Raw genomic sequence first — 25,740 nt, 5'->3', positions numbered from 1 at the left:
CACAGCAAAGGAAACAAAAGGGCGGAGGGATGCGCGCAGCGGCCGGAAAAACTCCACCCGCGGCAGCATTCCGGTGCGTGTGACGTTCGGTTACGCGCTTGCGGCCTGCCCTTTTTCCCATCGACTTCGTGTCACCTCCCAAATCATCTTCCTCCGTCGCCTTGATCATCGGCGCCGTCGGCGTCGTCTATGGCGACATCGGCACCAGCGTGCTGTATGCGGTCAAGGAAGTGTTCGGCCACGGCCACGTGCCGTTCACCTTCGAGAACGTCTACGGCATCCTTTCGATGTTCTTCTGGACGCTCACCGTCATCGTGTCGATCAAATACGTGGTGCTGGTGCTGCGGGCCGACAACGAAGGCGAGGGCGGGTTGGTTGCCATGCTGGCGCTGGCCTCCCGAGCGGTGGCCGACAAGCCCAAGCTGCGCAATGTGCTGCTGCTGGTGGGCATTTTCGGCACTTCGTTGTTCTATGGCGACGGTGTCATCACGCCGGCCATTTCGGTGCTTTCCGCTGTCGAAGGCCTCGAAGTGGTGTCGCCGCACTTCAAGCACTACGTGATCCCGATCACCCTGGTGGTGCTGTTCTGCCTGTTCGCGGTGCAGAAGCGGGGCACGGCGGGCATCGGCAAGTTCTTCGGACCGATCACGCTGGCGTGGTTCGCGGCCATTGCGGTGCTTGGCGTGTCGCAGATCGTTCACCATCCTGAAATCCTCAAGGCGCTGAACCCCTGGTTCGCGCTGAAGTTCATGTGGGACAACCCGGGCACCAGCTTCATTTTGCTCGGGGCCATGGTGCTGTGCGTGACCGGCGCCGAGGCGCTGTATGCCGACCTGGGCCACTTCGGAAAGCGGCCGATCCGCGTGGCCTGGTTCACGGTCGTGATGCCGGCTTTGACGCTCAACTACTTCGGCCAGGGCGCACTGCTGCTCGAGAACCCCGAGGCCGTGAAGAACCCCTTCTTCATGATGGCGCCCGAATGGGCCCTCATTCCCCTGGTGCTGCTGGCCACGATGTCGACGGTGATCGCATCGCAGGCGCTCATCACCGGTGCGTTCAGCGTCACGCGCCAGGTCATCCAACTGGGCTACCTGCCGCGCCTGAGCATCGAGCACACCAGTGTCCGCACCGCGGGGCAGATCTACATTCCACTGGTCAACTGGGGCCTGTTCGTGGCCATCGTGCTGGCGGTGGTGATGTTCCGCACCTCGAGCAGCCTGGCCGCGGCCTACGGCATTGCGGTGACCACCGACATGCTCATCACCACGGTGCTGACCTTCTTCGTGATCCGCTACGCCTGGAAGCTGCCGCTGGCGCTGTGCATTGCGTCGACCGCGGTGTTCTTCGTCGTCGACTTCCTGTTCTTCGCCTCGAACCTGCTCAAGCTGTTCGAAGGCGGCTGGTTCCCGCTGGTGATCGGCGGCTTCGTGTTCACCTTGATGATCACGTGGAAGGAAGGCCGCCGCCTGATGGGCGAGGTGCAGCGCGCCGATGCCATCGAGCTGCAGGCTTTCCTCGACTCGGTGTTCGAGAACCCGCCCGCGCGCGTGGACGGCACGGCGGTGTTCCTCACGGCGGAGCCCGGCGTGCTGCCCAATGCGCTGCTGCACAACCTGAAGCACAACAAGGTGCTGCACGAGCAGAACCTGTTCGTCACGGTGCGCAATCACGAGGTGCCCTGGGTCCCGATGGACAAGCGCATCGAGATCGAGGCGCTTGGCCACCATTGCTGGCAGATCATCGTGCACTACGGCTTCAAGAACGATATCGACCTTCCGCGCGCGCTGGACCACGCGCGCCTGCGCGGCTGCCAGCTCGAGCCCATGGCGACGAGCTACTTCCTCTCGCGCGACGTCGTCATTCCCACGCTCGGCAGCGGCATGGCACCGTGGCGCGAGAAGCTGTTTGCGCAGATGCACCACAACGCAAGCGGCGCCGCGGCCTTCCTGGGGCTGCCGAACAATGCGGTGGTGGAGCTGGGGTCGAAGATCGAGATTTGACGGCGGGCGCGGGGTTCGCGGCGTTCGCTCAAGCGAAGTCCGCCGGCCGATCCGCCGCAAGCTGCTGCATGTGCGATGCAATCGCGCCCGGCGTGGTGACCCATATCTCGCCCCGGTCGCGCGCACGCGCCAGATGCGCGAGTGCCGTGCGCAGATGGCGCAGCCGATACGGCTGGCCCACGATGTACGGATGCAGCGCAAGCCCCATCACCAGCGGCTGCGCGCGCGATTGATCGAGCATCTCGTCGAAGTTGTCGACAACCATCGCGCTGAAGTCTTTGGCATCCATCAGGCGGCCCACGATCATCGGGATGTCATTGAGCTCCTGCGGATACGGCACCGACCAGATCGAGCCGCCGCGCGTGCGCATGCGCACCGGCTGGTCGTCGTGGCACCAGTTGAGCGTGTAGCCATAGCCGGTCTCGGCCAGCAGGTCGGGCGTGACCGCGCTTTCCGAAATCCACGGCGACAGCCATCCGGCGGGCGCCTGGCCGCTCTCGCGCTGCATGCGCTCGCGGCAGCGCACCAGCAGCGCGCGCTCGTGCGCTTCGTCCCATCCGCCCTGGCGTTCCGCGTTGCTGTGGCCGTGGCCGATGAGTTCGTCCCCTCGTGCCACGCAGGCTTGCACCAGCTCCGGGCAATGGTCGTAGAGCGCGGTGTTGATCAGCGCGCCGGTGGGCAGCGCCAGCGCATCGAACAGTTCGAGGCAGCGCCAGGCGCCCACCCGGTTGCCGTATTCGCGCCAGCCGTGGTTCAGCACATCGGGCTCGGGCGAAGCCGGGCCGATGCGGGCGCCCAGCCCGTCGCCGAACGCGAAGTGCTCGATGTTGAAGCCGATGTACACGGCCAGCCGCGCTCCGTTCGGCCATGCGTAGTCGGGTCGCCGCGTGATGGGGCTGTAGCCGAAGCGGCCGTGCGCGGGAAGCCGTTCGGGCCAGCGTGCCGTCATGCGCCGTGCCTCACAGCACCGCCAGGCCGGCGCGCACCAGCAGCCATTCGGCGCTGTCGTTCCACACGTCCATCTGCACGATGAGCCCGTGGCGCACCACGTAGCGGTCGACATAGCGGTTGCCTTCGAAGGCCGTGCCGTCGGGCCAGGCGCCGTAGAGCGTGCCGAGGCTGTAGACCACCGTTTCCTCCGGCGTGCCGCCGGCCACGGTTTCGGTGCGCTCGATCTTCTTCTTCACCCATGCATAGCGCTTCGCATTGAAGGCCGAGGTGTCTCCGGGCGCATGCATCGCGCGGTTGCCGGTAAAGCGGATGCGGATGTCGGGTGCGGTGAAGCGCGAGGCCGATGCCGGGTCCGGAATCATCACCAGGCGAAGGAATTCGTCGACGATTTCAGCGGGCGTGGCAGGGCCCGGCGATGCAGGCACATCGGGTGAAGCAAGTGGATCCATGGGGTTCTCCGGCATGAGGCCATGCGGTGCATGGCGGGGGCATGAGGGTGACTTAGCAATTCCCGCGCCGATTCGCCGGCGTTGCAGCCCCGGCGTCCCCGGCACAATCGCCCGATGCGTTTCTTCAAGGATCTGAGCCTTTCGGCCTTCACCGCGGGCTTCGTCGCGGTGCTCGTGGGTTTCACGAGCTCGGTAGCCATCGTCTTCCAGGCCGCCCAGGCTTTCGGTGCCACGCCCGAGATCGCGGCCTCGTGGATGTGGGCGCTGGGCATCGGTATGGGCCTGCCATCCATCGTGCTGTCGCTGTGGTGGCGCAAGCCGGTGATGATTGCCTGGAGCACGCCGGGCGCCGCCGTGCTCGCCGTGGCGGCCGGGAGCTACGGCATGGGCGAAGCGGTCGGCGCCTTCCTCGTCTGCGCCGCACTGATCGTGCTCGCGGGCGCCACGGGCTGGTTCGAACGGGTGATGAACAAGATTCCGATGGCCATCGCTTCCGCCCTGCTCGCCGGGGTGCTCGCGCGCTTCGGGCTCGATGCATTCATTGCGGCGAAAACCGCGCTGCCGCTGGTGCTCTTGATGCTCGGCACCTACCTGGTCGCCAAGCGCTTGCTGCCGCGCTATGCGGTGCCGCTCACGCTGCTGGTGGCCATTGCCTTCGTGGCGGCGCGCGGCGAACTGAGCGGGTCGATGGTGCAGTTCTCGCTCACCTGGCCCGTGCTCACCATGCCGGTGTTCAGCTGGCAGGCCATCGTCAGCCTGGCCTTGCCGCTCTTCATCGTCACCATGGCCTCGCAGAACCTGCCGGGCGTGGCGACCATACGCGCGGCCGGCTACGGCGACTTGCCGGTCAGCAAGCTCATCACGATCACCGGGCTCGCGACGCTGGTGCTGGCGCCCTTCGGTGCCTTTGCCCTGAACCTCGGTGCGATCAGCGCCGCCATCTGCATGGGCCGCGAGGCGCATGAAGACCCGGCGCGGCGCTACACGGCCGCCGTGAGCTGCGGCGCCATCTACGTGGTGATCGCGTTCTTCGGCGCGGCGGTCACCGGGCTGCTCACGGCGTTTCCGAAAGAACTGGTCGCCGCCATTGCCGGACTGGCACTGCTGGGCACCATCGGCAGCGGGCTGGCTGGCGCGGTGCGCGACGAGCCGCACCGCGAAGCCGCGATCATCACCTTCCTGGTCACGCTCTCGGGCGTGGCCATCCTGGGCATCGGCTCGGCCTTCTGGGGCGTGGTGGCCGGTGCGCTGGCACTGGCAGTGCAGCAGGCCGGGCGCACGAAGACAAAGGCCTCCGCCGGCAAGGACATCGCCGCTTCCGGCAACATCGCGCCAGACAGCAGCAACATGGCGGCCGCACCCGGCGCCGGAAAGACTCCCTGATGAAAAACATTCTCTTCGTCGCCGACCCGCTCGACCATTTCAAGATCTACAAGGACACCACCTTCTCGATGATGCGCGAGGCCCAGCGCCGCGGGCATCGCATCGCGGCCTGCCTGCCGGAAGACCTGCAGTGGGTGTCGGGCGGACTGGTCACGGCCAACGTGCAGCAGATCACGCTCACCGGAGACAGCAAGGCCTGGTACCGCGAGGACATCCGCGAATCGAAGGCGCTGAAGGACTTCGACGCCGTGCTCATGCGCAAGGACCCGCCCTTCGATGCCGAGTACATCTACGCGACGCACCTGCTCGAGCAGGCCGAGCGTGAAGGCGCGCGCGTGGTGAACAAGCCGCGCGCGCTGCGCGACCACCCCGAGAAGCTCGCGATCATGGAGTTTCCGCAGTTCGTCACGCCGACGCTGGTGACGCGCAGCGCGCAGGCCGTGCGCGACTTCCACGCCGAGCATGGCGACATCATTTTGAAGCCGCTCGACGGCATGGGCGGCATGGGCATTTTCCGCGTGAAGCAGGACGCGCTGAACCTCGGCTCCATCGTCGAAACGCTCAACAAGAACGGCGCCGAAACCATCATGGTGCAGCGCTTCGTGCCCGACGTCGTGCAGGGCGACAAGCGCATCCTGATCATCGCGGGCGAGCCGGCGCCGTTCGTGCTGGCGCGCATTCCGCAAGGCACCGAGGTGCGCGGCAACCTGGCAGCCGGCGGAAAGGGCGTGGCGCAGCCGCTCACGCCGCGCAACCGCGAGATCGCCGAGGCCATTGGCCGCGCCCTCGCGCCGCGCGGCCTGCTGCTGATCGGGCTCGACGTCATCGGCGACGCGGTCACCGAGATCAACGTGACCAGCCCGACCTGCTTTCAGGAGATCACCGAGCAGACCGGCTTCGACGTGCCGAAGATGTTCATCGATGCGCTCGAAGCGCACCTGGCTGCACCGCGCTGAGTTCCTTCGGTACCAGTTCACGCTCCCGGCGCGCCTGCACCAGCCGTGCGCGCCGCTTGCGCCACCAGATTACGATGCCCGTGATGGACAGGCCCGCCACCGCCAGCCCCATGAGCGACATCAGGATGCGTCCCGGCAGCCCCAGGATGCGCCCGCCGTGCAGCGGCAACTGCAGCTGCGCGAACACATCGGCTGCGGTGCCGTGCCAAGGCCGGTTGCTGCTGATGATGTGGCCGTCGCGGCCGTCCAGGTAGAGGTTCGACAGGCCCATGCCGTCGCTGTCGTCGTGCGAGGCATGGTCGAAGAAAGACACGTTGTAGAAGCCCCCGCGCTGGTTGTAGAACACGCCGCCCAGCGGCGTGGTCCAGCCGCGCCGGCGTGCCTCGGCCTCGGCGTCGGCCACGATCTGGCGGAAGCCGATGGCGGGTTCGATGCGCGTGCCCAGCGGCGCGAGCGGCACCAGCGACGACGGACCCGGCGTGGTCTTCGACATCAGCGACAGCATCGGGTGGAAGATCTCCTTGTAGAGATTCAGCGAGAACGAGGTGAAGGCGATGAGGATGATCAGCGCCCACAACCACAGCCCGCCCGCGCGGTGCAGGTCGAAGTTGAGCTTGTAGCCGCCGGCGGCCCAGCGCACGGCCCAGGCGGGCTTCCAGCGCCGCCACCATTCGCGCGCGGGGCGGTGCTCGGGGTGCGCGGCCCGGCGCTGCCGCCGCGGCGTCGTGAGGTAGAGCGCAACGAAACTGTCGAGCAGCCACACCAGCGCCGCGCCGCCCATGATCCAGTAGCCCAGCCGGTCGGTGCCCCAGACGGCCGGCACATGCAGCGTGTAGTGCAGCTTGCGCAGGAAGGGCATCAGCGTCTCGGGCTTGAGCGAGATCGCGGTCGAGTCGCGCCGGCCGCGGATCTCGGCCGTCACCGGATCGACATACACGCGGTTGTAGCCGAGCTGGTAGGGCTTGCCGGTGGCGGGATCGGTGCGCGGCTGCACGAAGTAGCCGGCCGCATGGCCCTCCTCGAAGCCGAGCGGCATGTAAGCGACACGCGCGCGTGGGTCGTGCGCCTCGACCGCGGCCGCCAGGTCGAACGGATCGCGGAACGGGCCGCGCGAGTCCGTGTCGTAGAGCTCGCTATTGAGCCAGCCGTCGATCTCGTGGTCCCACGAGATCACGGCGCCGGTCAGGCCCGAGACAATGAGGAACAGTGCAACCGCGAGGCCCGCCCAGCGGTGCACTGTCGTCGCGAAGGCACGCATCTCAGAAGTCGATGGTGCCGCTCACCGCGAAGGTGCGCGGTGCGCCGAGCGTGAGGTAGTTGGAGCCCTGCGTGCCGCCCACCGAGGCCCAGTACGACTTGTTGAACAAGTTGTCGATGCGCGCGCGCAGCGTGAGCGCGCGGCCGTTGCCCAGGTCGACCAGGTAGCGCGCGCCGATGTCGAAGCGCGTCCAGCCCGGGATCTGCTGCGTGTTGGCGGCGTTGGCGTACTGCTTGGAGGTGTAGAGCAAACGCGCGTTCAGCGACAGGTTGCGCACGCCCGGCACATCCCATTCGGCGCCGAGGTTGGCCTGCTGCTTGGCCACGCCGATGGCCGTACGGCCGTCGGTGGCGCCGCCTTGCGTTTCCTTCTGCTTGGCGTCGAGCAGCGTCAGGCCGCCCAGCAGGCGCAGGCCCTTGGCAGGCTGGCCGAACACCGAGAACTCCAGGCCCTGGTTGCGCTGCTTGCCGTAGAGGCCGTAGGTCTGGCCCTCGTATTGGTAGGTCGGCTGGTCGGTGGTGAAGAAGGCAGCGCTTGCGCCGATCGTGCCGCCGTCGTACTTGACGCCGACTTCCTTCTGCTTGGCCTGGTACGGCGCGAACACCTCGCCGGCGTTGGTGACCGGACGGCTGTTCACCGTGCCGGGCGCCACGTTGCCCTTGACGAGGGCTTCGATGTAGTTGGCGTAGGCCGACACGGTCGGCGTGATCTTGAACACCACGCCGGCCACCGGCGTGGTCTTGCTCTTGTCGTAGGTGCTCGACTGCTTGAGCGTGTTGTAGGCGAAGCTGGTCTGCTCGATCGTCTGGCGACGCACGCCAAGCGTGACCAGCATGCGGTCGTCCATGAAGGACATGGTGTCGGCCACCGCAACGCTCGAGGTGTCGATCTTGTCGGTCAGGCGCGGGTCTTCCAGCGTGTTGCCGGTGAAGCCGTTGGCCACCGGGAACGGCGACGCGTACGGCGCGTAGATGTTGTTGCGCAGGCTGCCGCGCGAGATCGTGTAGGCGTTGTCGCGGTCGTTGCTGTATGTGGCGGCCGAAGCCACCACCGTGTGCTTCACCGGTCCGGTCACGAAATTGCCGCGCACGCCCAATTCGGCGGTGCCGATGCGGTCCTTGCGCGTGTTGCTGAAACGCGTGCCACTGGTGTTGCCGAACGCGTCGGCGAGCGTCGGGTTCGCCAGCACGTTGTCTTCGTCACTGCGGCGCACGCCACCGGCGGCCCAGGCGGTGATGTTGTCGGTGATGTCGACTTCGCCGCGGAAGGTGGCGAACTTGTCCTTTTCCTTCGAATAGGTCCAGGGCTGGGCAAAGTTGGTGCTGGCGTCGGGCGCACGCGGAATCGGCAGCGCCGACGAGGGCGTGAGGCTCGGGCGGCCGTCCTTCAGGTCGTAGTCCTGGTAGCCGAAGTCGGCCGACAGGCGCACGTTGCGGTTGCGCCAGTCCAGGCCGACGGCGAATGCGCTGAGCTGCTGGCTCTCCTTGTGGACGCCGGTGCCGCCTTCGCGGCGCACGGCATTCACGCGCACGCCCAGGCTGTCGTCGGGGCCGAAGCGGCGCGCCAGGTCGAGGTTCACGTAGCCCTGGCCGCCGGTCTGCACGCCGAAGCCGACGCGAGTGAGCGGCTCGTTGGACGCACGCTTGGGCAGCAGGTTGATCGCGCCGCCGATGCCGCTGCCGCCCGGCGCGGCGCCGTTCAGGAAGGTGTTGGCGCCGCGAAACACTTCCACGCGCTCGAAGAATTCAGAGGCGATGTACTGGCGCGGCAGCATGCCGTACAGGCCGTTGTAGGCCACGTCGTCCGAGTACACGGGGAAGCCGCGCACCACGTACAACTCCTGGAAGTTGCCGAAGCCGCGCGCCTGGCGCACAGACGGGTCGTTGAGCAGCACGTCGGCGACGCTCTTGGCCTGCTGGTCCTGGATGAGCTCGTTGGTGTAGCTGGTGCTCGAGAACGGCGTGCTCATCATGTCCTGGTTGCCCAGGATGCCGACGCGCCCGCCGCGCGCCACCTGGCCGCCGGCATAGGGCTTGGTCAAGCCCTCGGCCGAAGCATCGGCGCTCGCTTCGACAGTCACAGTGGCCAGCGTGCCGCCAGGGGCGGCGATCGGCGGGGCGGCAGCGGGTTCCGCCGTGGTGGTCTGGGCAAGGGCTGCGACGGCGTGAAGGGCGAGCAGTGAGGCGGCCACGGTCGGGCGAAGCCGGAGAAACGGAGCAACGGGCATGAGCGGTTCGATCTGAAATACAAATGAGAACCGTTATTATTCGACGGCAAGCCAGCGTTTTCGATACTTTCTTGCGTTGTTGCGGAAAAGTGTCAGAGAAAAGTTGTCAGCTGGATCGCCTGGCCTGCGGCTTTCGCCTCCATGAACCCGCCCTCCGCGACCGCCGCGACTGCCCGCCGACCAGTCCCCTAGCCATTCAGTACGAGAGACCCCTGCGGATATTGCTCGCACATGAATTCGACAAACGCCCGAACCTTCGGCGCAGGAAGTCGCCTCGATGTGTGCAGGACCCAGAGCGCGACCTCCGCGCTCGACACCATGCCCCACTGAACCAGTTCTCCGCGCGTCAGCTGGTTCCATGCGATGGACTGCGGAATCAGGGCTGCCCCGGCGCCGGCGATTGCAGCGTCGCGGATCATCAGGAACGAGGAAAGTCTCAGCCTCGGGATCGGCTCGATGACAAGGCGTCCGTCGTCGAGCGTCCAGTTCCCGGCTTGAAAGCTTGTTGAAACGATGCCGGGAACGGGGCAGACCTTGCCTGGCGTCGGCACCGGCACAGAGGGTGCGGCCACCACCACCAACCGGTCCTTGGCGAAGCACCGGCCCACAAGGCTGCTGTCCGGGCTTGGATTGATCCGGATCGCGGCGTCGAACTGCTCCTCGACGAGGTCGACCAGGCGATCTTCCGCCACCACCTCGCACGTGACTTCGGGGTAAGCCGCGCAGAACTCGGCGGAGATGCGACCCATCGCAAGCTGGGAGAACAGCACCGGCGAGGCGATGCGCAAGCGTCCGCGCGGTACCGACAAGCCCTCGCGTGCGGAGGTCATGGCGTCAGCCACCTCGTGCATCGGCCCTTCGGTGCGGTCCATCAGCATCTGGCCGGCTTCCGTGAGCTTGAGCCCGCGGGCGCTACGTTCGATGAGCCGCACGCCGAGCTGTTCTTCCAGGTCCGTGATGCGCCGGGACAGGGTCGCCTTCGATCTCCCGCTCGCGCGGCTTGCCTTTCCGAGGCCTCCATTCGTTGCGACGAGCGCGAAGTCGGTCAATGCGTTCAGGTCCATGTGTTCCGAATTTGAGACGAGGTGTCTTCATTTTCGCGTCTTCGTTTTGCGAATGCAACGGCCTATCTTCTCCTCATCGCAACTTCGAGATGAGGAAATTGAAATGACCACCACTCAACGTGCTGTGCTGATCCGAGCCTATGGCGGTGCTGCCGCCGCCGAGGTCACCGAGATCGCCAGGCCTGCCGCCGGACCGGGCCAGGTTCTGGTTCGCGTTCGCGCCGCTGGCGTGAACGGCATCGATTGGAAAGTTCGTGACGGCCTGGTTCAGCAGGCTTTTCCGCTGCAACTGCCCGCCGTGCTGGGTATCGAGCTCGCGGGTGTTGTCGAGGCGGTCGGCCCCGGCGCTTCGCGCTTTCGCGTGGGTGACCGCGTCATGGGGCCGCTGGGCGGGCTGGGTGCCTATGCCGACTTCGTGACCGTCGACGAGGTGAACCTGGTGCGCACGCCGCAGGGCCTGGACGACGTTCATGCGGCCGCCATCCCCGTCGCCGCCGTGGCAGCCTGGCAGAGCTTGCACCACGCAGGTCCGATCGGCGCAGGCCAGCGGATCCTGATCCACGGTGCAGCGGGCGGACTGGGCGGCTATGCCGTGCAGTACGCCAAGCGGGCAGGCGCCGAAGTCTTCGCAACGGCATCGACCGCACACATCGACTACGTTCGCAGCCTGGGCGCGGACCACGTCATCGACTACCGGACCCAGCGCTTCGAATCGGTTGCGCGGGACATCGACCTGGTGCTCGACTACGTCGGCGGCGAAGTGCTCGATCGCTCTTGGCAGGTGTTGACGAAGGAGGGCGCAATCGTCGGCACCTCCTCGCCCGACATCCTTGCACGCACGCCGGCCGGCCGCCGCGGACTGTGGTTCATGAACAAGCCGGACGCCGCCCTGCTGGAACGGCTGGCGGCGGAGATCGCCGAAGGCACGCTGATTTCGAAGCTCGGCGAAGTCGTGGGCTTCGACGACATCCCCGCAGCCATCGAACGCAATCGCACCGACCCTCGCATCGGCAAGGTCGTCGCGGACTTCTCGCGCTGATCGATCCCTTGCCCCTCTGACCCGTTTCCCCTCAACCCCTGGAGATTTTCATGAGCATTCTCGTCACAGGTGCCACCGGCACCATCGGTTCCCTCGTCGTCCAAGGCCTGGCGGCCGCCGGCGCCCAAGTCAGCGCGTTCGTTCGCACCCCCGGAAAGCAAAGCTTTCCGGCGGGCGTCAAGGAGGTCGTCGGCGACCTGACCGACGTGCCCTCGTTGCGCGCGGCACTGTCGTCGGTGCGCACGCTGTTTCTGCTGAACGCCGTCACGCCCGACGAAGTGACCCAGGCCCTCGTCGCGCTGAACCTGGCGCGCGAGGCCGGCATCGAGCGCGTGGTCTACCTGTCGGTCATTCATGCGGACAAGTTCACCAATGTGCCGCACTTCACCGGCAAGCACACGGTCGAGCGAATGATCGAGAGCCTCGACATTCCGGCGACCATCCTTCGGCCAGCCTACTTCATGCAGAACGATCGCACGGTCCAGCAGGTGATCCAGGGCTACGGCGTCTACCCGATGCCGATCGGCTCCACGGGCGTCGCGATGATCGATGCGCGAGACATCGCGGACACCGCGGTCGCCGAACTCCTGCGCCGTGACCGCGCGCCCGCGCCGTCACCGCGCACCACGCTGGAGCTGGTCGGGCCCGAGCTGTTGACCGGAGAGTCGGTGGCCCGTATCTGGAGTGCCGCGCCCGGTCGCGAAGTGACTTACGGCGGGGACGACGTGGCGGCCTTCGAAGCGCAGATGGCCACGTGGGGGCCGTCCTGGCTTGCCTACGACATGCGCCTGATGATGGCCGGGATCCAGAAGTTCGGCATGCACGGTGCCGACGGCGCGGCGGATCGCCTGCAGGCCATCCTCGGGCGCCCTCTGCGCAAGTACGCCGACTTCGTCAAGGAGGCCACTGCCGCGTCGTAGGCGGCCCGATGTCAGCGCCGCGCCAGCTGCCCGTCCACGAACACGTGCAGTTCGCCGGGCGCGAACGGTGTCCACGTCTCGTTGGTGGTGAGCGGCGTGGTCACCACCACCGCCACCCGGTCATTCGGGGTGGTGTGCTTCGCAAAGTCGATCTCGAGGTCTTCGTCCGACAGCTGCGCGGTCACGAAAGGGTGGCGGCGCTCCACGTACCAGAGCTGCGTGGAGGCATGGGCCCAGAGCGCCTGCCCGTTCGACAGCATGAAGTTGAAGGTGCCGTGGCTCGCGAGCTGCGGCGCCAGTTCGCGCAGCGTGAGCGTGAGCTCCTCGATGCTCGGCACGCCCGCATGCGACTTGGCCAGTTCCTGCATCAGCCAGCAGAAGGCGTGCTCGCTGTCGGTGTTGCCCACCGGATGGAAGTTGCCGTGCAGGCGCGGGCGAAAGTCCTTCAGGTCGCCATTGTGGGCAAACACCCAGTAGCGGCCCCACAGCTCGCGCACGAAAGGGTGGCAGTTCTGCAGGTTGATGGCGCCTTGGGTCGCCTTGCGGATATGCGCAATGACGTTGCGGCTCTGGATGGGGTAGCGCCGGATCAGCTCGGCCACCGGCGATTCGCTCGCGGGCATGTGATCGACGAAGTGCCGCAGCCCGCGGTCTTCGAAGAAAGCAATGCCCCAGCCATCCGCGTGGTGGTCGGTCCGGCCGCCGCGCTGGGCGAAGCCGGTAAAGCTGAAGGTCACGTCCGTGGGCGTGTTGCAGTTCATTCCAAGCAGTTGGCACATGGCGCTATTAAAGCGCGAGCGCCGCCTGCCCGGCGAACCGGCCCGCCCGTTCAGCGCACGAAGCGGCCTTCGGGCGTGACGCGCACCATTTCGATGAAGCGCGAGCCGGTGGTGGCGCCGGCGGAGAAATCGATGTCCATGCCGGCCAGGCGCAGCTTGAATGCCCGCAGCGTTGCATGCAGGCGGGCGCGCGTCAGGTCGCGGCCGGTGCGCTTGAGCGCCTCGACCATCACCAGCCCGTTCAGGTAGCCCTCGAAGCTGCCGTAGCCCACCGGCACCTGCGCGCGTTCGGCCAGGCGGCGGTAGTCGCGCGTGACGGATTCCACCTCGCCCCAGGGATAGGGCATGACCTGCGAGATGGCCAGGCCGCTGGCCTGCAGTTGCACCACCTTGGCCGTGACCTCGCCCGGCACGATCGACATGCCGTAGAACATCGGCTTGCTGCCGGCCTCGTAGGTGGCCTTGATCACCTCGCCGGCCACCGTGCCGGCCAGGTACATCAACACGGCCTGGGGCCGGCTGTCCGCCAATGCCTTGCCGCCGGCGGCGGAGGTCGAGCCGTCGCCCTTCACCGAGACCACCACCGTCGGGGTCTGCTTGTGCGTGGCCATGGCCGCCTCGATCAGCTTCACAGCCTCGACGCCGCCGGGATTGTCCAGGTGCGCGATGGCGATCTTGCTCACGCCGATGGTCGACAGGTGCTCGACCAGGGCCTGCGCTTCGCGCGCATTGCTGGCGCGCACGAAGTAGGCCGAACCCGCCACGCGTTCACGTGCGCTGTCGCCCACGCCGTAGCCGCCGACGCTGGGCGCGCCGCTTTGCTGCAGCAGCTTGGCCGCGGCGGCCGTGGTGCCCGAGCCCACGCAGCCGAAGAATGCGAACACGCGATGGTCGTTGATCAGCTTGCCGTAGTTTTCCAGCGCCTTCTCGGGCTTCAGCTCGTCGTCGAGCGCCACCAGCTTGATCTTGCGTCCGCCCACGCCGCCTTGTTCATTGACCGCATCGAAAGCCAGCCCGGCACCGTTGTGCACGACCTTGATCTGCGAGCCGAGCGGGCCGCTCAGAACGGCCGAACTGCCGAGCACGATTTCGGTGTCGGTCACGCCCGCCTCGGCGGCCTGTGCGGATGAGAGACGGGCCAGGCCCGCGGCGAAAACCGCCGTCGAGGCGACAAAATTTCTGCGTTGCATGAAAGACCCATCCCCATGGTTGATTAACAAATGCTAACAATTAGAAGCGATGGGTGCTTATGTATTACTTGGGGGTTACCCTTGCGGCGCGGGTTGGCGCAACTGCCAGGCCGCGCAAATGGCAATCGCGCACAGCGCGGCCAGCATCAGGAACACCTCGTCGAAGGCCGCCAGCCGCGCCGGGCTGCTCACGGCATTGGCCAGCGAATCGCCATGCGCAGCCAGGCGCCACTCGAGCACGATGGCGCACAGGCTCACGCCCGCCGCACCGCCGAGCATGCGCAGGAAGTTGATGGCGCTGGCGCCCTGCGGAATCAGCGGCTTGGCCAGCGGCCGCATCGATCCCAGGTTGAGCGAAGGCAGGATGAAGCCCAGCCCGATGCGCCCGATGATGGCGAACGCCACCAGCAGCCACAGGGCACTGTCGAGCCTGAGCACCATCATCAGCGCGAAGGATGCCGCCAGCAGCGCAAGGCCTGTGCTCACCAGCAGCCACGTCGGTTGCCGGTCAGCAAGCCGCCCCACGCCGGCGATGGTCACGGCCAGCACGATGCCCGCCGGCAGCAGGATGGTGCCCACGTGCGAGGCCGACAGCTGGAGCCCCACCTGCATGTACACCGGCAGCAGGTAGGTCGAGCCGAACAGCGCCGTGCCGTAGATGAAGGCGACCACGCTGCCCATGGCGAACTGGCGGTATTGAAAGAGCGCCAGGTTCATGAGCGGTGTGCCGCCCGAGGCCGCGAACCGGCGCTGCCACCAGATGAAGGCCGCAAAGGCCGCCAGCGCGCCGGCCAGCAGCAGAGCCGCTTGAACCGGCGAATCGCCGCGCAATTCGACCAGCCCGTTCAGCAGGCAGAGCGTGCCGGCCGTGCCCAGCGCCAGGCCGCGCCAGTCGAGCCCGCTGCCGCGTGTGGCCGCCACGCCGCCCGGCGCCGTGGTGGGCACGAACTTGTAGGCCAGCCAGAGCGAGGCCAGGCAGAACGGCACCACCATGAAGAAGATGGAGCGCCAGCCGAACAGGTCGACCAGCACGCCGCCGATGCTCGGGCCGATGGCCGGGGCCAGCACCACGCCCATGCCGAAGATGCCGCTGGCACGCCCCTGCTCGTGCGGCTCGAAGGCGCGCAGGATGATGATGGCCGGAATGGGCTGCACCACGCCGGCCGCAAGCCCTTCGGCCACGCGCGCCAGCAGCACCAGCGTGAAGTTGTTGGCCAGGCCGCCCGCCACGCCGCCCGCGAGCAGCAGCACCATGGTGCCGACGTAGGTGCGCCGGTAGCCGTAGCGCGACAGCAGCCAGGGCGTGGTCAGCATCGAAACGGTCATGGCCACCATGAAACCCGAGCTCACCCATTGCGCCCGCTCCTGGCCGAGCGAGAAGTGGTGGCTCATGCCCGGAATCGCCACGTTGACGATGGTCGACGACATGATCGACGCCATCACGCCCACCATGACTGAAAGCAGCAGGAACCAGCGGTAGCGCGGACCGTAGCGTTCGCGCATGGTGCCGAGGGTGGGCGGGGCCGGCGGTGCGGCTTCAGGCGGGGGAGTGGGGGTCATGAGGCGGCGGCCGGCTTTCGGTGCGGGTCCGTCGTCCTACAAGCATATCGGTCTTTGCGCGAGCGGGGTGCAGATGCGCCGGTCGCACAATGCACCCGCTGTCCCGCCTGCTTTCGAGAATCAAAAAACGACATGGACCCCCAATCCGATCAACCCGACGATCAAGCTGATGCGCCCGATCCGCACACCGCGGACGCGGCACCCAACCTCGCGGCCGAGCTGGCCGCGCCGACGGTCAGCCGCGCCTACCGCTGCCAGTGCGGCCGTCCCGTGTTCCTGCGCAACAGCCAGTGCCTGGCCTGCCGCACGCCGCTCGGGTATGTGATCGATCGTCTCGGCGTCGTGCCGCTGGCGCCCGCCCAGGACGAGCCCCAGGGTGAAGCGGAGGACGGGCATGCCGGGCTCGACACCTTCACCGTGTTCGGTGATCCGGATGGCAAGAGGTATCGCCGCTGCGCGAACCTCATGACCGCCGCCAGCTGCAACTGGATGGTGCCGGCCCCGCGCGAGGGCGACGAGCCTTCGTTCAGTACCGACGGCCTCGCGCCCGGCTACTGCCTGGCATGCAGCGTCAACCGCACGATTCCAGACCTTTCGGTGGAAAGCAACGGCGAACTCTGGCGCAAGCTCGAGCATGCGAAGCGCCGGCTCATTTCGCAACTGCTGGCGCTCGGGCTGCCGGTGGTGAGCCGCCACGCCGATCCGGCGCACGGCCTGGCTTTCGACTTTCTCAGCAACATGCCGGGCAGCCCGCATGTGATGACCGGCCATGAGCACGGCGTGATCACCCTCAACGCCGAGGAAGCCGAAGATGCCGTGCGCGAGCGCATCCGGGCCGAAATGCGGGAGCCGTATCGAACCCTGCTGGGGCACTTCCGCCACGAGATCGGCCATTACTACTGGGACCTGCTGGTGCAGCCCACGCCGTGGCTCGACGAGTTCCGCGCGCTCTTTGGCGACGAGCGCGACGACTACACCGCGGCGCTCCAGCGGCACTACGAGCAAGGGCCTCCGGCCGATTGGGCGAACCGCTTCGTGAGCAGCTACGCGAGCATGCATCCGTGGGAAGACTGGGCTGAAACCTGGGCGCACTACCTGCACATGGCCGACACCGTCGACACGGCCATGAGCTTTGGCGTGGACGCCACCAACGTCGAGCTTGCAAGCGATTTGTTCACCACGGACGACCTCTGGCAGCCCGGGCATCCCGGTGCCGCCAAGTTCCTGGACTTCCTCAACGGCTGGGTGCTGCTCACCAACGTGCTCAACGAGCTCTCGCGCAGCATGGGGCAGCCTGACTACTATCCTTTTGTGCTGCCGCGCGTGGCCGTCGGCAAGCTCCAGTTCATCCATTGCGTGATCACGGAGCAACGCGACGGCACGGCATCGACAGGCGCCGCAACGGCGCCAGAGCCTGCGCCGGCGCAGTCACAGACGCAAAGCCAGGGGCAGAACGCGGCTCAGTCCTGAGGCGAAGCGGGCGTTCCCGCTGCGCAGCGGGCGCAGATGCAGGCCTTGCCGCGCGATTCCGGCGGCAGCGCTGCCAGCGGGGCATTGCGAAAATCCGTCGCCATGCACCAGCAGGGTGGTTGCGGTTCGCCGGTTTCGCGCGCGACTTCCATGGCGCAGCGGTTCTGTTCGCCGCACAGCGGGCAGCGCGTCGCGTCGATCGTGTCCAGGACAGCTGCCATGGTCGTCAGGCGAGCGCGAAGGCCGGCAGCTTCTTCGCCACGGCCACGTTCCGCAGCGTGGCGTACACCGGCAGGCCGTTGCGGTAGGCGGGGTAGTCCTCGCCCTCGATCAGCGGGAGCAGGTAGAGCCTGCACTTGTCGGTAATGCCGTAGCCGTCGTCCGAAATGAAGTCGCGCGGCATCGGCTTTTCGACGTTCGCCACCGCTTCGAGCGGCGCACTGCCGATGCGGTAGGTATACGGCGCATCGGAGGTGCGTTCGATGGTCGGCATCACCGCGTTGCGGCCTTCCAGCGCGAGTTCGACCGCGCGCTGCCCCAGTTCGTAGGCCTGTCGCACATCGGTGGCCGAGGCAATGTGCCGTGCCGCGCGCTGCAGGTAGTCGGCCACCGCCCAGTGGAACTTGTGGCCCAGCGCATCCTTGACCATCTGCGCCACCACCGGCGCGGCGCCGCCGAGTTGTGCATGGCCGAACGCGTCGCGCGTGCCTTGCTCGGCCAGGAAGGTGCCGTCGGGGTAGTGGCAGCCTTCGGACACCACCACCGAGCAGTAGCCGTGCTGCTTCACCAGCTCGTCGACCCGCGCGATAAAGCGCGCCTTGTCGAACTCGATTTCGGGGAACAGCACCACCACCGGAATGCCGTGGTCCGCAGCAAGCCCGCCCGCCGCGGCAATCCACCCGGCATGCCGCCCCATCACCTCGAGCACGAACACCTTGGTGGAAGTGGCCGCCATCGAGCGCACGTCGAACGAGGCTTCGAGGGTCGACACCGCCACGTACTTGGCCACCGAGCCGAAGCCCGGGCAGCAGTCGGTCAGCGGCAGGTCGTTGTCGATGGTCTTGGGCACATGGATGGCCTGCAGCGGGTAGCCGAGCGACTGCGACAGCTGGCTCACCTTGAAGCAGGTGTCGGCCGAGTCGCCGCCGCCGTTGTAGAAGAAATAGCCGATGCCGTGGGCCTTGAACACTTCGATGAGCCGCTCGTATTCGCGCCGGTTCTTCTCGAGCGACTTGAGCTTGTAGCGGCATGAGCCGAACGCGCCCGCGGGCGTGGTGCGCAGCGCCGCAATGGCCTCGGCCGGTTCGGCGCCGGTGTCGATCAGCTCCTCGGTCAGCGCGCCGATGATGCCGTTGCGCCCGGCATAGAGCTTGCCGATGCGGTCCGGGTGTTTTCGTGCCGTCTCGATCACGCCGCAGGCCGACGCGTTGATGACCGAGGTGACGCCGCCCGATTGGGCGTAGAAGGCGTTGAGGATGGGCATGCGGCCATTCTCCCGCAGGCTCAAGTCGGGCGCCAGTGGTCGGTTCAGGCCGGTTCCGGCCGGTTTCAGCGCCCGCCCAGGCCCAGCGCGCGCGTGATCACTTCCTTCATGATCTCGTTCGTGCCGCCGTAGATGCGCTGCACCCGCGCATCGGCGTACGCCCGCGTGATCGGGTACTCCCACATGAAGCCGTAGCCGCCGTGCAGTTGCACGCACTCGTCCATCACCTTGCACTGCAGGTCGGTGGTCCAGTACTTGGCCATGCTGGCGGTGGCGGTATCGAGCTTTTCGGCCATCAGCAGCTCGATGCATTTGTCGACGAACACCTGCGCCACCTGCACTTCGGTCTGCAGTTCGGCCAGCGTATAGCGCGTGTTCTGGTAGCTGCCGACCGGCTGGCCGAACACCTTGCGGTCTTTCACGTAGGCCACGGTCTGGTCGATGGCGGCCTGCGACGCGGCCACCGCACTGATCGCAATCTGCAGCCGCTCCCACGGCAGCTGCTCCATCAGGCAGACGAAGCCGCGGTTCAGTTGCGCGGCATCGCCGAGCAGCGCATCGGCCGGCAGCCGCACGTCGTTGAAGAACAGTTCCGAGGTGTCTTGCGCTTTCAGCCCCAGTTTCTTGAGCCGCTTGCCCTTCTCGAAGCCCGGCATGCCGCGCTCGACGAGGAACAGGCTGGTGCCCTTCGCGCCCGCGGCCGGATCGGTCTTGGCGACCACGATCACCACGTCGGCATGCCAGCCGTTGGTGATGAAGGTCTTGCTGCCGTTGAGCACGTAGCTGCCGTCGGGCTGCCGAATGGCACTGGTCTTGACCGCCTGCAGGTCGCTGCCCGCGCCGGGCTCGCTCATCGCGATGGCGCCGACCATCTCGCCGCTCGCGAGCCTGGGCAGGTAGTGCTGCTTCTGTGCCTCGGTGCCGTAGCGCAGGAGGTACGGCGCCACGATCTCGCTATGCAGCCCGAAGCCGATGCCCGTGAAGCCGCGCGCCCAGAGCTCCTCGAACTGGATCACCGAATAGAGCAGGTCGGCGCCTGCGCCGCCGTATTCCTCGGGCAGCGCCATGCAGAGAAAGCCGTTCTCGCCGGCCTTGGACCACACGGCGCGGTCCACGTAGCCTTGTTCTTCCCACGCCTCGTGGAAAGGCGCGATCTCCTTGTCCATGAAGCGGCGGAAGCTGTCGCGAAAGGCCTCGTGGTCGGCGCTGAAAAGTGTGCGTTCGATCATGATGTCACCGGCTCTCGAAGACCGGGGGGCGCTTCTGCAGGAAGGCGCTCACGCCTTCGCGGAAGGTGGGGCGGTCGATCAGTTCCCGCTGGCGCTCGCTTTCGTAGTGCAGCTGTTCGGCCAGCGTGTGGCGCTCCGAGGCTTCGAAGGCTGCGCGTGCTTCGACCACTGCATGCGCCGGCAGGCGGGCGAGCCGCTGCGCAATGGCGCGCGCTTCCTCGAGCAGCTGTTCGTCGTCGGCGCAGGCCCAGATCAGGCCCCACTGCACCGCGCGCCCCGCGCTCAGGCGCTCGTCGAGCAGCGCCATGCCCATGGCACGCGCCTTGCCGGCGCGCCGCGGAATGGCCCAGGTGCAGCCCAGGTCCGGCACGATGCCGAGCTTGGGCAGAAAGGACAGGTAGAAGTAGGCGCTGCGCGCCGCAATCGTCACATCGGCCGCCAGCGCCAGGCCGACACCCGCACCCGCCGCGGCACCATTGACCGCGGCCACCACCGGCACAGGCAGCGTGCGCAATGTTTCGATCAGCGGGTTGCTCAGCGACTGCATCCATTCGGCTGTCTGGTCGCCGAGCGACTTGCCTTCCTCGCCGGGTGTCATGGCGCTGAGATCGGCGCCCACGCAAAAGGCTTTGCCGGCGCCCGTCAGGATCACGGCGCGCACCGCGCGGTCGTCGCGAATGCGCTCCAGCGTGTCGCGCAGTTCGACCTGCAGGTCGCGCGCAATCGGATTCAGCTTGGCCGGCAGGTTCAGCGTGAGCGTGGCGACGCCGTCGGCGAGCTCATAGAGCACGTAGGGCTGCGTGGTCATCAGAGCCTTTCCACGATGGTGACGTTGGCCATGCCGCCGCCTTCGCACATCGTCTGCAGCCCGTAGCGCTTGCCGCGCCGGCCGAGCGCATGAATCAGCGTGGTCATGAGCTTGGTGCCCGAGGCGCCCAGCGGATGGCCGAGCGCAATCGCGCCGCCGTTCACGTTGAGCCGCGCCGGATCGGCGCCGAGCGCCTGCAGCCAGGCGATGGGGATGGGCGCGAAGGCTTCGTTCACTTCATAGAGGTCGATGTCCTCGATGCGCATGCCGGCCTTTTGCAGCGCGCGCTGCGTGGCGGGCAGCGGGGCTTCCAGCATGATCACCGGGTCGTGCCCCATCACGCTCATGTGGTGGATGCGCGCGAGCGGCTTCACGCCCAGCGCCTTCAGGCCGCGTTCGTTCACCACCAGCACGCCGCTCGCGCCGTCGCAGATCTGGCTTGCGGTGGCGGCGGTGCAGCGCCCGCCTTCGGCAATCAGCTTCACGCCCGCGATGCCCTCCAGCGTGGCGTCGAAGCGGATGCCTTCATCCACCATGTGCCGTTCGCCGCTGCGCGCGCCGTCGGCCAGCAGGATCTCGATGGGCACGATTTCGTCGTTGAAGGCCCCCTCGCGGCTCGCGGCCATGGCGCGGCGATGGCTTTCGAGCGCATAGCGGTCGAGTGCGTCTTTCTCGATGCCGTAGTTCTTGGCGATCATCTCGGCGCCGGTGAACTGGCTGAACTCCACGCCCGGGTAGCGCTGCTTCATGGCCGGGCTCATGTAGGTGCCCAGGCCGGCCTTGGCCGGCAGCGCGTTGGGCGTGAACATCGGCACGCGCGTCATGCTTTCGACGCCGCCCGCAATCACCGCGTCCATGCTGCCCGACATCACGGCCTGCGCCGCGAAGTGCAGCGCCTGCTGCGACGAGCCGCACTGCCGGTCGACCGAGGTGCCCGGTACCGATTCGGGCAGCTTCGACGCCAGCACCGCGTTGCGCGCGATGTTGGTCGCCTGTTCGCCCACCTGGCTCACGCAGCCGAGGATCACGTCCTCCACCGCTGCCGGGTCGATGCCGCTCTTCGCCACCAGCGCGTCGATCATCTGCGCCGCCAGGTCGGCCGGATGCCAGCCTGCGAGCTTGCCGCCGCGACGGCCGCCGGCCGTGCGTGCCGCGGCCACGATGTATGCCTCTGCCATGGTCATGTCCTTCTCGAAAAGAAAACAGTGGGAACCGGACGCCCAACGCAAAAAAGCCGCCCGTCACAACGGCGGCGTTCAGTGCTTGGGAAGTCCATGGCATCGAGGTTCGATGCCGGGGGCGCTCAGGTCAAGCCGGGGACAACCCGAGAGAAGGCAGTCGCCAAGGCGACGGGCGGCGCACCGGCGCGGGCAGCGGCATGGCGGCCGGCTGCGCGTGGGAGACGGTGATGCACGACGACTCCAGCGCCGACACCAGCACGCGCCGGTGATCGGTGCCCTCGAAACGGTCGCCCGGCGCGAGCACGATGTCGCGTGGGTCGTGGTCGAGCGTCACCCAGACCGAGCCGCTGCGGCATTCGATGCCCACTCCGGCGCCGTCGGGCACCGCAAAGATCGAACGGGTCGGCAGGCTGACGTGGAAGCGGGAAGAAGAAGATGTTCGGGTGCTCATGGCAAGCTCCATTGCATTCGTGATACGAATGAATATAGTGAGTCATCCCCTTCCTTACACGCGGTAATTTGGAACTCGTTGCATGCCTCCAGAGAATGCGAAAGCCCTTGGAACGGTGGGCGGCGAGCTTCCGCCGCTCGAACTGCTGCGCAGCTTCGAGGCCGCGGCCCGGCGGCTGAGCTTCACGCTGGCGGCGGGTGAACTGCACCTCACGCAGTCGGCCGTGAGCCGGCAGATCCAGCAGCTCGAAGCCAGCCTGGGCGTGCTGCTGTTCGAGCGCCGGCATCGTGCGCTGGCGCTCACCGAAGCGGGCGGCGTCATGCAGCGGGCCGTGCACGACAGCCTGGAGCGCCTGCGCGATGCCACGGCGCGGGTGCGCGCGAGCTCCGCGCCGCGGCAGGTGGCGATCACCAGCACGCCCGGCTTCGCATCGCTCTGGCTCATTCCGAAGCTGGCGCGCTTCACCGGCAGTCATCCGCAAGTCGACGTGCGCGTGTCGGCCACGCTCGACGTGCTCGACCTCGAGAGCAGCCGCATCGACCTCGCGGTGCGCTTCGTGCCGATCGGCCGCGGCATCGGCCCGGCGCTGTTCGAGGAATCGGTGATCCCGCTGTGTTCGCCGCAACTCGCCGCTTCCCTGCGCACGCCGGCGGACTTCGCGAACCTCACGCTGCTCACCGTCGAATACCCGGACCACAGCGAAGCCCCCACCGCCGATTGGGAACCCTGGCTCAAGGTGATGGGACTCGAAGACCTGCGCATGAAGAGCACGCTGCGCTTCACGCAATACGCCGATGCGGTGGCCGCCGCGGTGGCGGGGCAGGGCGTGGTGATCGGCCGACTGCCGTTGCTCGGCGAGCTGGTGCAGGCCGGCCGGCTCGTGGCGCCGCTCGGCGAGGGCGCGGCCTCGCATCGCGGCTACTTCATCGAAGCCTCGCGGCGCGCCGCGGGCAACCGCGATGCGCAGGAGTTCGCGCAATGGCTGCGTGAAGAAGCCGAGGCGGCGCAGCGGACCTGAAGGCCCGCTGCCGCACCTGCGGGGGAAAGATCAACCCGGCAGCAGCACCTTGTCGACCACGTGGATCACGCCGTTCGACTGGTAGACGTTGGCAATGGTCACTGTCGCCGTGCCGCCCTTTGCGTCGCTCACCATCACGCTGCTTCCGCTCATGGTCGCGGTCAGCGTGCCGCCGCTCGCGGTCTTGAGCGTGGCCTTGCCTCCGCCCGCCTTGATGGCGCTCATGAGCGCGGCGCCGTCCATTCGGCCGGGCACCACGTGGTAGGTCAGCACCTTGGTGAGCGTGGGCTTGTTCTCCGTCTTCAGCAGCGTGTCGACCGTACCGGCCGGCAGTGCCGCGAAAGCCGCGTTCGTCGGCGCGAACACGGTGAACGGACCGGGGCTCTTGAGCGTGCCCACCAGGTCTGCGGCCTTTACTGCGGCGACCAGCGTGGTGTGGTCCTTCGAATTCACGGCGTTGTCGACGATGTCCTTCGTCGGGTACATCGCGGCACCGCCCACCATCGGGTTCGACGGCGTGGCGTTGCTGCCGCTCACGCCCATGCCGCCCGCGCAAGCGCCGAGCAAAACTGAAACGCCGACTGCGATCACGAGTTTTTTCATTGAAGGCTCCTGGTAAGAGTGGTTCTGGAAAGACATCTGTGGAAACCGCCAACAGCTCGGAGGCGCGATGCGCTTGAGAGCAATACGGCGCAGATGCGCAATTGGATTCGCGAACGAAGCCGCGTCGGCTTTTGCGCCACATCCGCGCACGCGGCACTTGCGCGCGGCACGCGCGCTCGCCAGAATCCGCCTTCCTTTTTCAGCAACAGTTTTTATTCGCGCCTGGCGACGACCAACCTCCCGGGCGACAACTCAATTCAATGAACCGTTTTCTGAACACCTGACCCGCACACCGACCGCCCCGGCCGGACGTGCATCCATGCATCCGCCGAGGCCCATCGACAAAGGCCCCGCGCAGCCATTCGCCGGGGCTTTTTTGTTTTTGGAGTGTGCGCACATGAGTGCTCAACGAAAGGCCCGCGACGACCAGAAGCGTCTGGGCCGGTTTTATTTTTCGGTGCCGAGCGCGGCACCCCGCAACCCCGTTCTGGCTGCCATAGCGCGAGGTGAGGCGAATCAGAATGCGGGCCGCCACTTGCGCACGCATCGCGCGGAGCGGCGTGCGCAGAAGGTGGCATTGCAGAAGGCCGCGCGCAGCCTCGGGCGGGAGGACTGAGGCGCCGAAAGGATCAGCGCGCCTGGAGCGCCGGGGACTTGGCGGTCGAAGTTTCGAACAGCGTGCTTGCCGGCCTCGTTTCCGGCAGCACGTAGATCACGGCCTTCGCGGTGCCGAATGACGGCTTCACGTGCGCGTCGTAAAAAGCGGCGGGCACGTTGATGCAGCCATAGGAGATGCGGTTGTCCGCCGGGGTCGGCGTGGCCAGGCGTTCCAGCCGGCGCTCGGCCTTGTTGGTCGCGCGAATCCGGTGCATCGAGACGGCTGCGTCGTAGTCGACCCAGACGATGTCCTCACCCGAAAGATTGCGGCCCGGCTCGCTGACGAAGCGGCCCGCGGGCGTGGTGCGCTCGTCGTCGCGGATGTCGGCCATCTGGCGCTCGCCGATGCCGGGTACCGAGTGATCGCCCTTTGCAAGCCCCAGCAGGATGGGCGAGGACCCCCGCCGCTTGCCGTCCGCATCGAAGATGTGGACCACGGCGGCTTTCTTGTCGACGATCGCGAACGGCGTGCCCTGGTTGTCGCCGGTCGCGCTCACCCAGCCGGCCACGGTTTCGGTGTCGCCGGAAACCGCCGGCGATGAGTGCGCCGGCGGTGCCGCGATCAGCAGCGCAGCGAGTGCCGCGATGGCGGTGGCGAGGCCGCGACCGCGGCCATGCGAGCCGATCGGCATCGCGCGATCAGTTGCGGTCGGCACGTGCCACGCGCATCGAACCCTGCGAACCACCTTGGTTCGTCATGTCCGTGCTAGGCGACGTTGTCGCCTGGTTCGTCGTGGTGGCGCCGGCCGAGCCCGACATCGTGCCTTGGTTGGTGGCGGGAGTGCCGGTGGTGCCCATCGGGGTGTTCTGCTGCGACTGCTGGCCGGCAGCGGTCGCTGGATTCGGCGAGCTGGTGTTCGGCGGAGTGCCCTGGGCAATGGCGAAACCGGCGGCGCTGGTGAGGGCAATGGCGGCCATGGCCATCTTGATCGAATGGGTCATGAGTATCTCCTTGGATGGAATGAGTGAATCGATCGCTCGATGGAGCAACCGATGCTCAAACTAGCCCCGGTACACGCCCGCGCGGTCGGTGGGCCGCGCGGTCAGCTGTAGGACGACGGGCG

25 protein-coding genes are annotated in these 25,740 nt (G+C 67.2%); 8 read left to right on the top strand and 17 right to left on the bottom strand.

Features of this window, described 5'->3' with window-relative positions:
* Positions 1-128: 128 nt before the first annotated feature.
* Positions 129-2,000 (top strand): potassium transporter Kup, encoded by a 1,872-nt coding sequence (locus ABIC94_RS15425; RefSeq protein ID WP_354373877.1) that lies wholly within the window; start codon positions 129-131, stop codon positions 1,998-2,000.
* Positions 2,001-2,028: 28 nt separating this feature from the next.
* Here ABIC94_RS15425 and ABIC94_RS15420 read toward each other — a convergent pair whose 3' ends face one another.
* Together ABIC94_RS15420 and ABIC94_RS15415 are read right to left on the bottom strand one after the other, a co-directional pair.
* On the bottom strand, positions 2,029-2,949 hold the full coding sequence (locus ABIC94_RS15420) for a polysaccharide deacetylase family protein (RefSeq protein WP_354373876.1): 921 nt from the start codon (positions 2,947-2,949) through the stop codon (positions 2,029-2,031).
* 10 nt (positions 2,950-2,959) lie between these two features.
* The gene (locus ABIC94_RS15415) at positions 2,960-3,400 is read right to left on the bottom strand and encodes a nuclear transport factor 2 family protein (RefSeq protein ID WP_354373875.1); all 441 of its coding nucleotides are present in this window, start codon (positions 3,398-3,400) and stop codon (positions 2,960-2,962) included.
* Positions 3,401-3,514: 114 nt separating this feature from the next.
* Here ABIC94_RS15415 and ABIC94_RS15410 point away from each other — a divergent pair, with 114 nt between their 5' ends.
* Both ABIC94_RS15410 and gshB read left to right on the top strand, forming a co-directional pair.
* Complete coding sequence (locus ABIC94_RS15410; protein ID WP_354373874.1) at positions 3,515-4,783, top strand: benzoate/H(+) symporter BenE family transporter; 1,269 nt, start codon at positions 3,515-3,517, stop codon at positions 4,781-4,783.
* Complete coding sequence (gene gshB, locus ABIC94_RS15405) at positions 4,783-5,739, top strand: glutathione synthase (RefSeq protein ID WP_354373873.1); 957 nt, start codon at positions 4,783-4,785, stop codon at positions 5,737-5,739. The genes ABIC94_RS15410 and gshB overlap by 1 nt, the downstream gene beginning before the upstream one ends.
* Here gshB and ABIC94_RS15400 read toward each other — a convergent pair.
* The 3 genes from ABIC94_RS15400 to ABIC94_RS15390 form a co-directional block, all read right to left on the bottom strand.
* Positions 5,699-6,997 carry a PepSY-associated TM helix domain-containing protein gene (locus tag ABIC94_RS15400; RefSeq protein ID WP_354373872.1) on the bottom strand — a complete coding sequence of 433 codons (1,299 nt, stop codon included), beginning with the start codon at positions 6,995-6,997 and terminating at the stop codon, positions 5,699-5,701. The two genes, gshB and ABIC94_RS15400, sit on opposite strands and share 41 nt — an antisense overlap.
* 1 nt (position 6,998) lies before the next feature.
* Positions 6,999-9,224, bottom strand: coding sequence for a TonB-dependent receptor (locus ABIC94_RS15395; protein WP_354373871.1), 2,226 nt, complete (start codon positions 9,222-9,224; stop codon positions 6,999-7,001).
* A 188-nt stretch (positions 9,225-9,412) separates the two neighbouring features.
* Entirely contained in the window at positions 9,413-10,288 is an 876-nt protein-coding gene (locus tag ABIC94_RS15390) for a LysR family transcriptional regulator (RefSeq protein ID WP_354373870.1), read from the bottom strand.
* Between the two features lie 103 nt (positions 10,289-10,391).
* Between ABIC94_RS15390 and ABIC94_RS15385 the strand changes: the two genes are divergently transcribed.
* The gene (locus ABIC94_RS15385) at positions 10,392-11,327 is read left to right on the top strand and encodes an NADP-dependent oxidoreductase (protein WP_354373869.1); all 936 of its coding nucleotides are present in this window, start codon (positions 10,392-10,394) and stop codon (positions 11,325-11,327) included.
* A 50-nt stretch (positions 11,328-11,377) separates the two neighbouring features.
* Positions 11,378-12,247 (top strand): NmrA/HSCARG family protein, encoded by an 870-nt coding sequence (locus ABIC94_RS15380; protein WP_354373868.1) that lies wholly within the window; start codon positions 11,378-11,380, stop codon positions 12,245-12,247.
* Positions 12,248-12,258: 11 nt separating this feature from the next.
* Here ABIC94_RS15380 and ABIC94_RS15375 read toward each other — a convergent pair whose 3' ends face one another.
* The 3 genes from ABIC94_RS15375 to ABIC94_RS15365 all read right to left on the bottom strand — a co-directional run bounded on the left by ABIC94_RS15375 (position 12,259) and on the right by ABIC94_RS15365 (position 15,776).
* Positions 12,259-13,026 carry a class II glutamine amidotransferase gene (locus ABIC94_RS15375; RefSeq protein ID WP_354373867.1) on the bottom strand — a complete coding sequence of 256 codons (768 nt, stop codon included), beginning with the start codon at positions 13,024-13,026 and terminating at the stop codon, positions 12,259-12,261.
* A 50-nt stretch (positions 13,027-13,076) separates the two neighbouring features.
* Positions 13,077-14,216, bottom strand: coding sequence for an ABC transporter substrate-binding protein (locus tag ABIC94_RS15370; protein WP_354373866.1), 1,140 nt, complete (start codon positions 14,214-14,216; stop codon positions 13,077-13,079).
* Positions 14,217-14,291: 75 nt separating this feature from the next.
* Positions 14,292-15,776 carry an MFS transporter gene (locus tag ABIC94_RS15365; RefSeq protein ID WP_354373865.1) on the bottom strand — a complete coding sequence of 495 codons (1,485 nt, stop codon included), beginning with the start codon at positions 15,774-15,776 and terminating at the stop codon, positions 14,292-14,294.
* 132 nt (positions 15,777-15,908) lie between these two features.
* On the opposite strand from ABIC94_RS15365, the gene ABIC94_RS15360 reads away from it, so the two are divergent.
* Positions 15,909-17,246, top strand: coding sequence for a zinc-binding metallopeptidase family protein (locus ABIC94_RS15360; RefSeq protein ID WP_354373864.1), 1,338 nt, complete (start codon positions 15,909-15,911; stop codon positions 17,244-17,246).
* Here ABIC94_RS15360 and ABIC94_RS15355 read toward each other — a convergent pair.
* From ABIC94_RS15355 to ABIC94_RS15330, 6 genes are all read right to left on the bottom strand, one after another.
* A complete protein-coding gene (locus tag ABIC94_RS15355) occupies positions 17,237-17,467 on the bottom strand; it encodes a cysteine-rich CWC family protein (RefSeq protein WP_436318024.1) in 231 nt (76 codons plus the stop codon). The two genes, ABIC94_RS15360 and ABIC94_RS15355, sit on opposite strands and share 10 nt — an antisense overlap.
* A gap of 5 nt (positions 17,468-17,472) precedes the next feature.
* The gene (locus tag ABIC94_RS15350; protein ID WP_354373863.1) at positions 17,473-18,729 is read right to left on the bottom strand and encodes a 6-phosphofructokinase; all 1,257 of its coding nucleotides are present in this window, start codon (positions 18,727-18,729) and stop codon (positions 17,473-17,475) included.
* 65 nt (positions 18,730-18,794) lie between these two features.
* Positions 18,795-19,958 carry an acyl-CoA dehydrogenase family protein gene (locus ABIC94_RS15345; protein WP_354373862.1) on the bottom strand — a complete coding sequence of 388 codons (1,164 nt, stop codon included), beginning with the start codon at positions 19,956-19,958 and terminating at the stop codon, positions 18,795-18,797.
* 4 nt (positions 19,959-19,962) lie between these two features.
* Positions 19,963-20,766: an enoyl-CoA hydratase-related protein gene (locus ABIC94_RS15340; RefSeq protein ID WP_354373861.1), complete on the bottom strand. Its 804-nt coding sequence runs from the start codon at positions 20,764-20,766 to the stop codon at positions 19,963-19,965.
* Positions 20,766-21,944, bottom strand: a complete 1,179-nt coding sequence (locus tag ABIC94_RS15335; RefSeq protein ID WP_354373860.1) for an acetyl-CoA C-acetyltransferase — start codon at positions 21,942-21,944, stop codon at positions 20,766-20,768. The genes ABIC94_RS15340 and ABIC94_RS15335 overlap by 1 nt, the downstream gene beginning before the upstream one ends.
* Before the next feature lie 130 nt (positions 21,945-22,074).
* Positions 22,075-22,398 carry a DUF2917 domain-containing protein gene (locus ABIC94_RS15330; protein WP_354373859.1) on the bottom strand — a complete coding sequence of 108 codons (324 nt, stop codon included), beginning with the start codon at positions 22,396-22,398 and terminating at the stop codon, positions 22,075-22,077.
* An 82-nt stretch (positions 22,399-22,480) separates the two neighbouring features.
* Between ABIC94_RS15330 and ABIC94_RS15325 the strand changes: the two genes are divergently transcribed.
* Complete coding sequence (locus tag ABIC94_RS15325; protein ID WP_354373858.1) at positions 22,481-23,416, top strand: LysR substrate-binding domain-containing protein; 936 nt, start codon at positions 22,481-22,483, stop codon at positions 23,414-23,416.
* A gap of 30 nt (positions 23,417-23,446) precedes the next feature.
* Here the strand turns inward: ABIC94_RS15325 and ABIC94_RS15320 are convergent, their stop codons facing one another.
* A complete protein-coding gene (locus tag ABIC94_RS15320; RefSeq protein ID WP_436318022.1) occupies positions 23,447-24,019 on the bottom strand; it encodes a fasciclin domain-containing protein in 573 nt (190 codons plus the stop codon).
* 397 nt (positions 24,020-24,416) lie between these two features.
* Between ABIC94_RS15320 and ABIC94_RS15315 the strand changes: the two genes are divergently transcribed.
* Positions 24,417-24,635 carry a hypothetical protein gene (locus ABIC94_RS15315; RefSeq protein WP_354373857.1) on the top strand — a complete coding sequence of 73 codons (219 nt, stop codon included), beginning with the start codon at positions 24,417-24,419 and terminating at the stop codon, positions 24,633-24,635.
* 13 nt (positions 24,636-24,648) lie between these two features.
* Here ABIC94_RS15315 and ABIC94_RS15310 read toward each other — a convergent pair whose 3' ends face one another.
* Both ABIC94_RS15310 and ABIC94_RS15305 read right to left on the bottom strand, forming a co-directional pair.
* Entirely contained in the window at positions 24,649-25,332 is a 684-nt protein-coding gene (locus ABIC94_RS15310) for a L,D-transpeptidase (RefSeq protein WP_354373856.1), read from the bottom strand.
* Positions 25,316-25,618: a proteophosphoglycan ppg4 gene (locus tag ABIC94_RS15305; protein ID WP_354373855.1), complete on the bottom strand. Its 303-nt coding sequence runs from the start codon at positions 25,616-25,618 to the stop codon at positions 25,316-25,318. Before ABIC94_RS15305 ends, ABIC94_RS15310 begins: the two co-directional genes overlap by 17 nt.
* Positions 25,619-25,740: the final 122 nt, after the last annotated feature.

Source organism: Variovorax paradoxus (assembly GCF_040544635.1).
GTDB classification, from domain to species: Bacteria; Pseudomonadota; Gammaproteobacteria; order Burkholderiales; family Burkholderiaceae_C; genus Variovorax; species Variovorax paradoxus_R.
Note: the sequence above shows the minus strand (reverse complement) of the source record. Positions and strands in the feature narration are given on the sequence as shown.

Coding starts and splice junctions, on each gene's coding strand:
- ABIC94_RS15420 (WP_354373876.1), bottom strand. CDS start 2,949: ATGACGGCACGCTGGCCCGAACGGCTTCCCGCGCACGGCCGCTTCGGC.
- ABIC94_RS15415 (WP_354373875.1), bottom strand. CDS start 3,400: ATGGATCCACTTGCTTCACCCGATGTGCCTGCATCGCCGGGCCCTGCC.
- ABIC94_RS15410 (WP_354373874.1), top strand. CDS start 3,515: ATGCGTTTCTTCAAGGATCTGAGCCTTTCGGCCTTCACCGCGGGCTTC.
- gshB (WP_354373873.1), top strand. CDS start 4,783: ATGAAAAACATTCTCTTCGTCGCCGACCCGCTCGACCATTTCAAGATC.
- ABIC94_RS15400 (WP_354373872.1), bottom strand. CDS start 6,997: ATGCGTGCCTTCGCGACGACAGTGCACCGCTGGGCGGGCCTCGCGGTT.
- ABIC94_RS15395 (WP_354373871.1), bottom strand. CDS start 9,224: ATGCCCGTTGCTCCGTTTCTCCGGCTTCGCCCGACCGTGGCCGCCTCA.
- ABIC94_RS15390 (WP_354373870.1), bottom strand. CDS start 10,288: ATGGACCTGAACGCATTGACCGACTTCGCGCTCGTCGCAACGAATGGA.
- ABIC94_RS15385 (WP_354373869.1), top strand. CDS start 10,392: ATGACCACCACTCAACGTGCTGTGCTGATCCGAGCCTATGGCGGTGCT.
- ABIC94_RS15380 (WP_354373868.1), top strand. CDS start 11,378: ATGAGCATTCTCGTCACAGGTGCCACCGGCACCATCGGTTCCCTCGTC.
- ABIC94_RS15375 (WP_354373867.1), bottom strand. CDS start 13,026: ATGTGCCAACTGCTTGGAATGAACTGCAACACGCCCACGGACGTGACC.
- ABIC94_RS15370 (WP_354373866.1), bottom strand. CDS start 14,216: ATGCAACGCAGAAATTTTGTCGCCTCGACGGCGGTTTTCGCCGCGGGC.
- ABIC94_RS15365 (WP_354373865.1), bottom strand. CDS start 15,776: ATGACCCCCACTCCCCCGCCTGAAGCCGCACCGCCGGCCCCGCCCACC.
- ABIC94_RS15360 (WP_354373864.1), top strand. CDS start 15,909: ATGGACCCCCAATCCGATCAACCCGACGATCAAGCTGATGCGCCCGAT.
- ABIC94_RS15355 (WP_436318024.1), bottom strand. CDS start 17,467: ATGGCAGCTGTCCTGGACACGATCGACGCGACGCGCTGCCCGCTGTGC.
- ABIC94_RS15350 (WP_354373863.1), bottom strand. CDS start 18,729: ATGCCCATCCTCAACGCCTTCTACGCCCAATCGGGCGGCGTCACCTCG.
- ABIC94_RS15345 (WP_354373862.1), bottom strand. CDS start 19,958: ATGATCGAACGCACACTTTTCAGCGCCGACCACGAGGCCTTTCGCGAC.
- ABIC94_RS15340 (WP_354373861.1), bottom strand. CDS start 20,766: ATGACCACGCAGCCCTACGTGCTCTATGAGCTCGCCGACGGCGTCGCC.
- ABIC94_RS15335 (WP_354373860.1), bottom strand. CDS start 21,944: ATGGCAGAGGCATACATCGTGGCCGCGGCACGCACGGCCGGCGGCCGT.
- ABIC94_RS15330 (WP_354373859.1), bottom strand. CDS start 22,398: ATGAGCACCCGAACATCTTCTTCTTCCCGCTTCCACGTCAGCCTGCCG.
- ABIC94_RS15325 (WP_354373858.1), top strand. CDS start 22,481: ATGCCTCCAGAGAATGCGAAAGCCCTTGGAACGGTGGGCGGCGAGCTT.
- ABIC94_RS15320 (WP_436318022.1), bottom strand. CDS start 24,019: ATGAAAAAACTCGTGATCGCAGTCGGCGTTTCAGTTTTGCTCGGCGCT.
- ABIC94_RS15315 (WP_354373857.1), top strand. CDS start 24,417: ATGAGTGCTCAACGAAAGGCCCGCGACGACCAGAAGCGTCTGGGCCGG.
- ABIC94_RS15305 (WP_354373855.1), bottom strand. CDS start 25,618: ATGACCCATTCGATCAAGATGGCCATGGCCGCCATTGCCCTCACCAGC.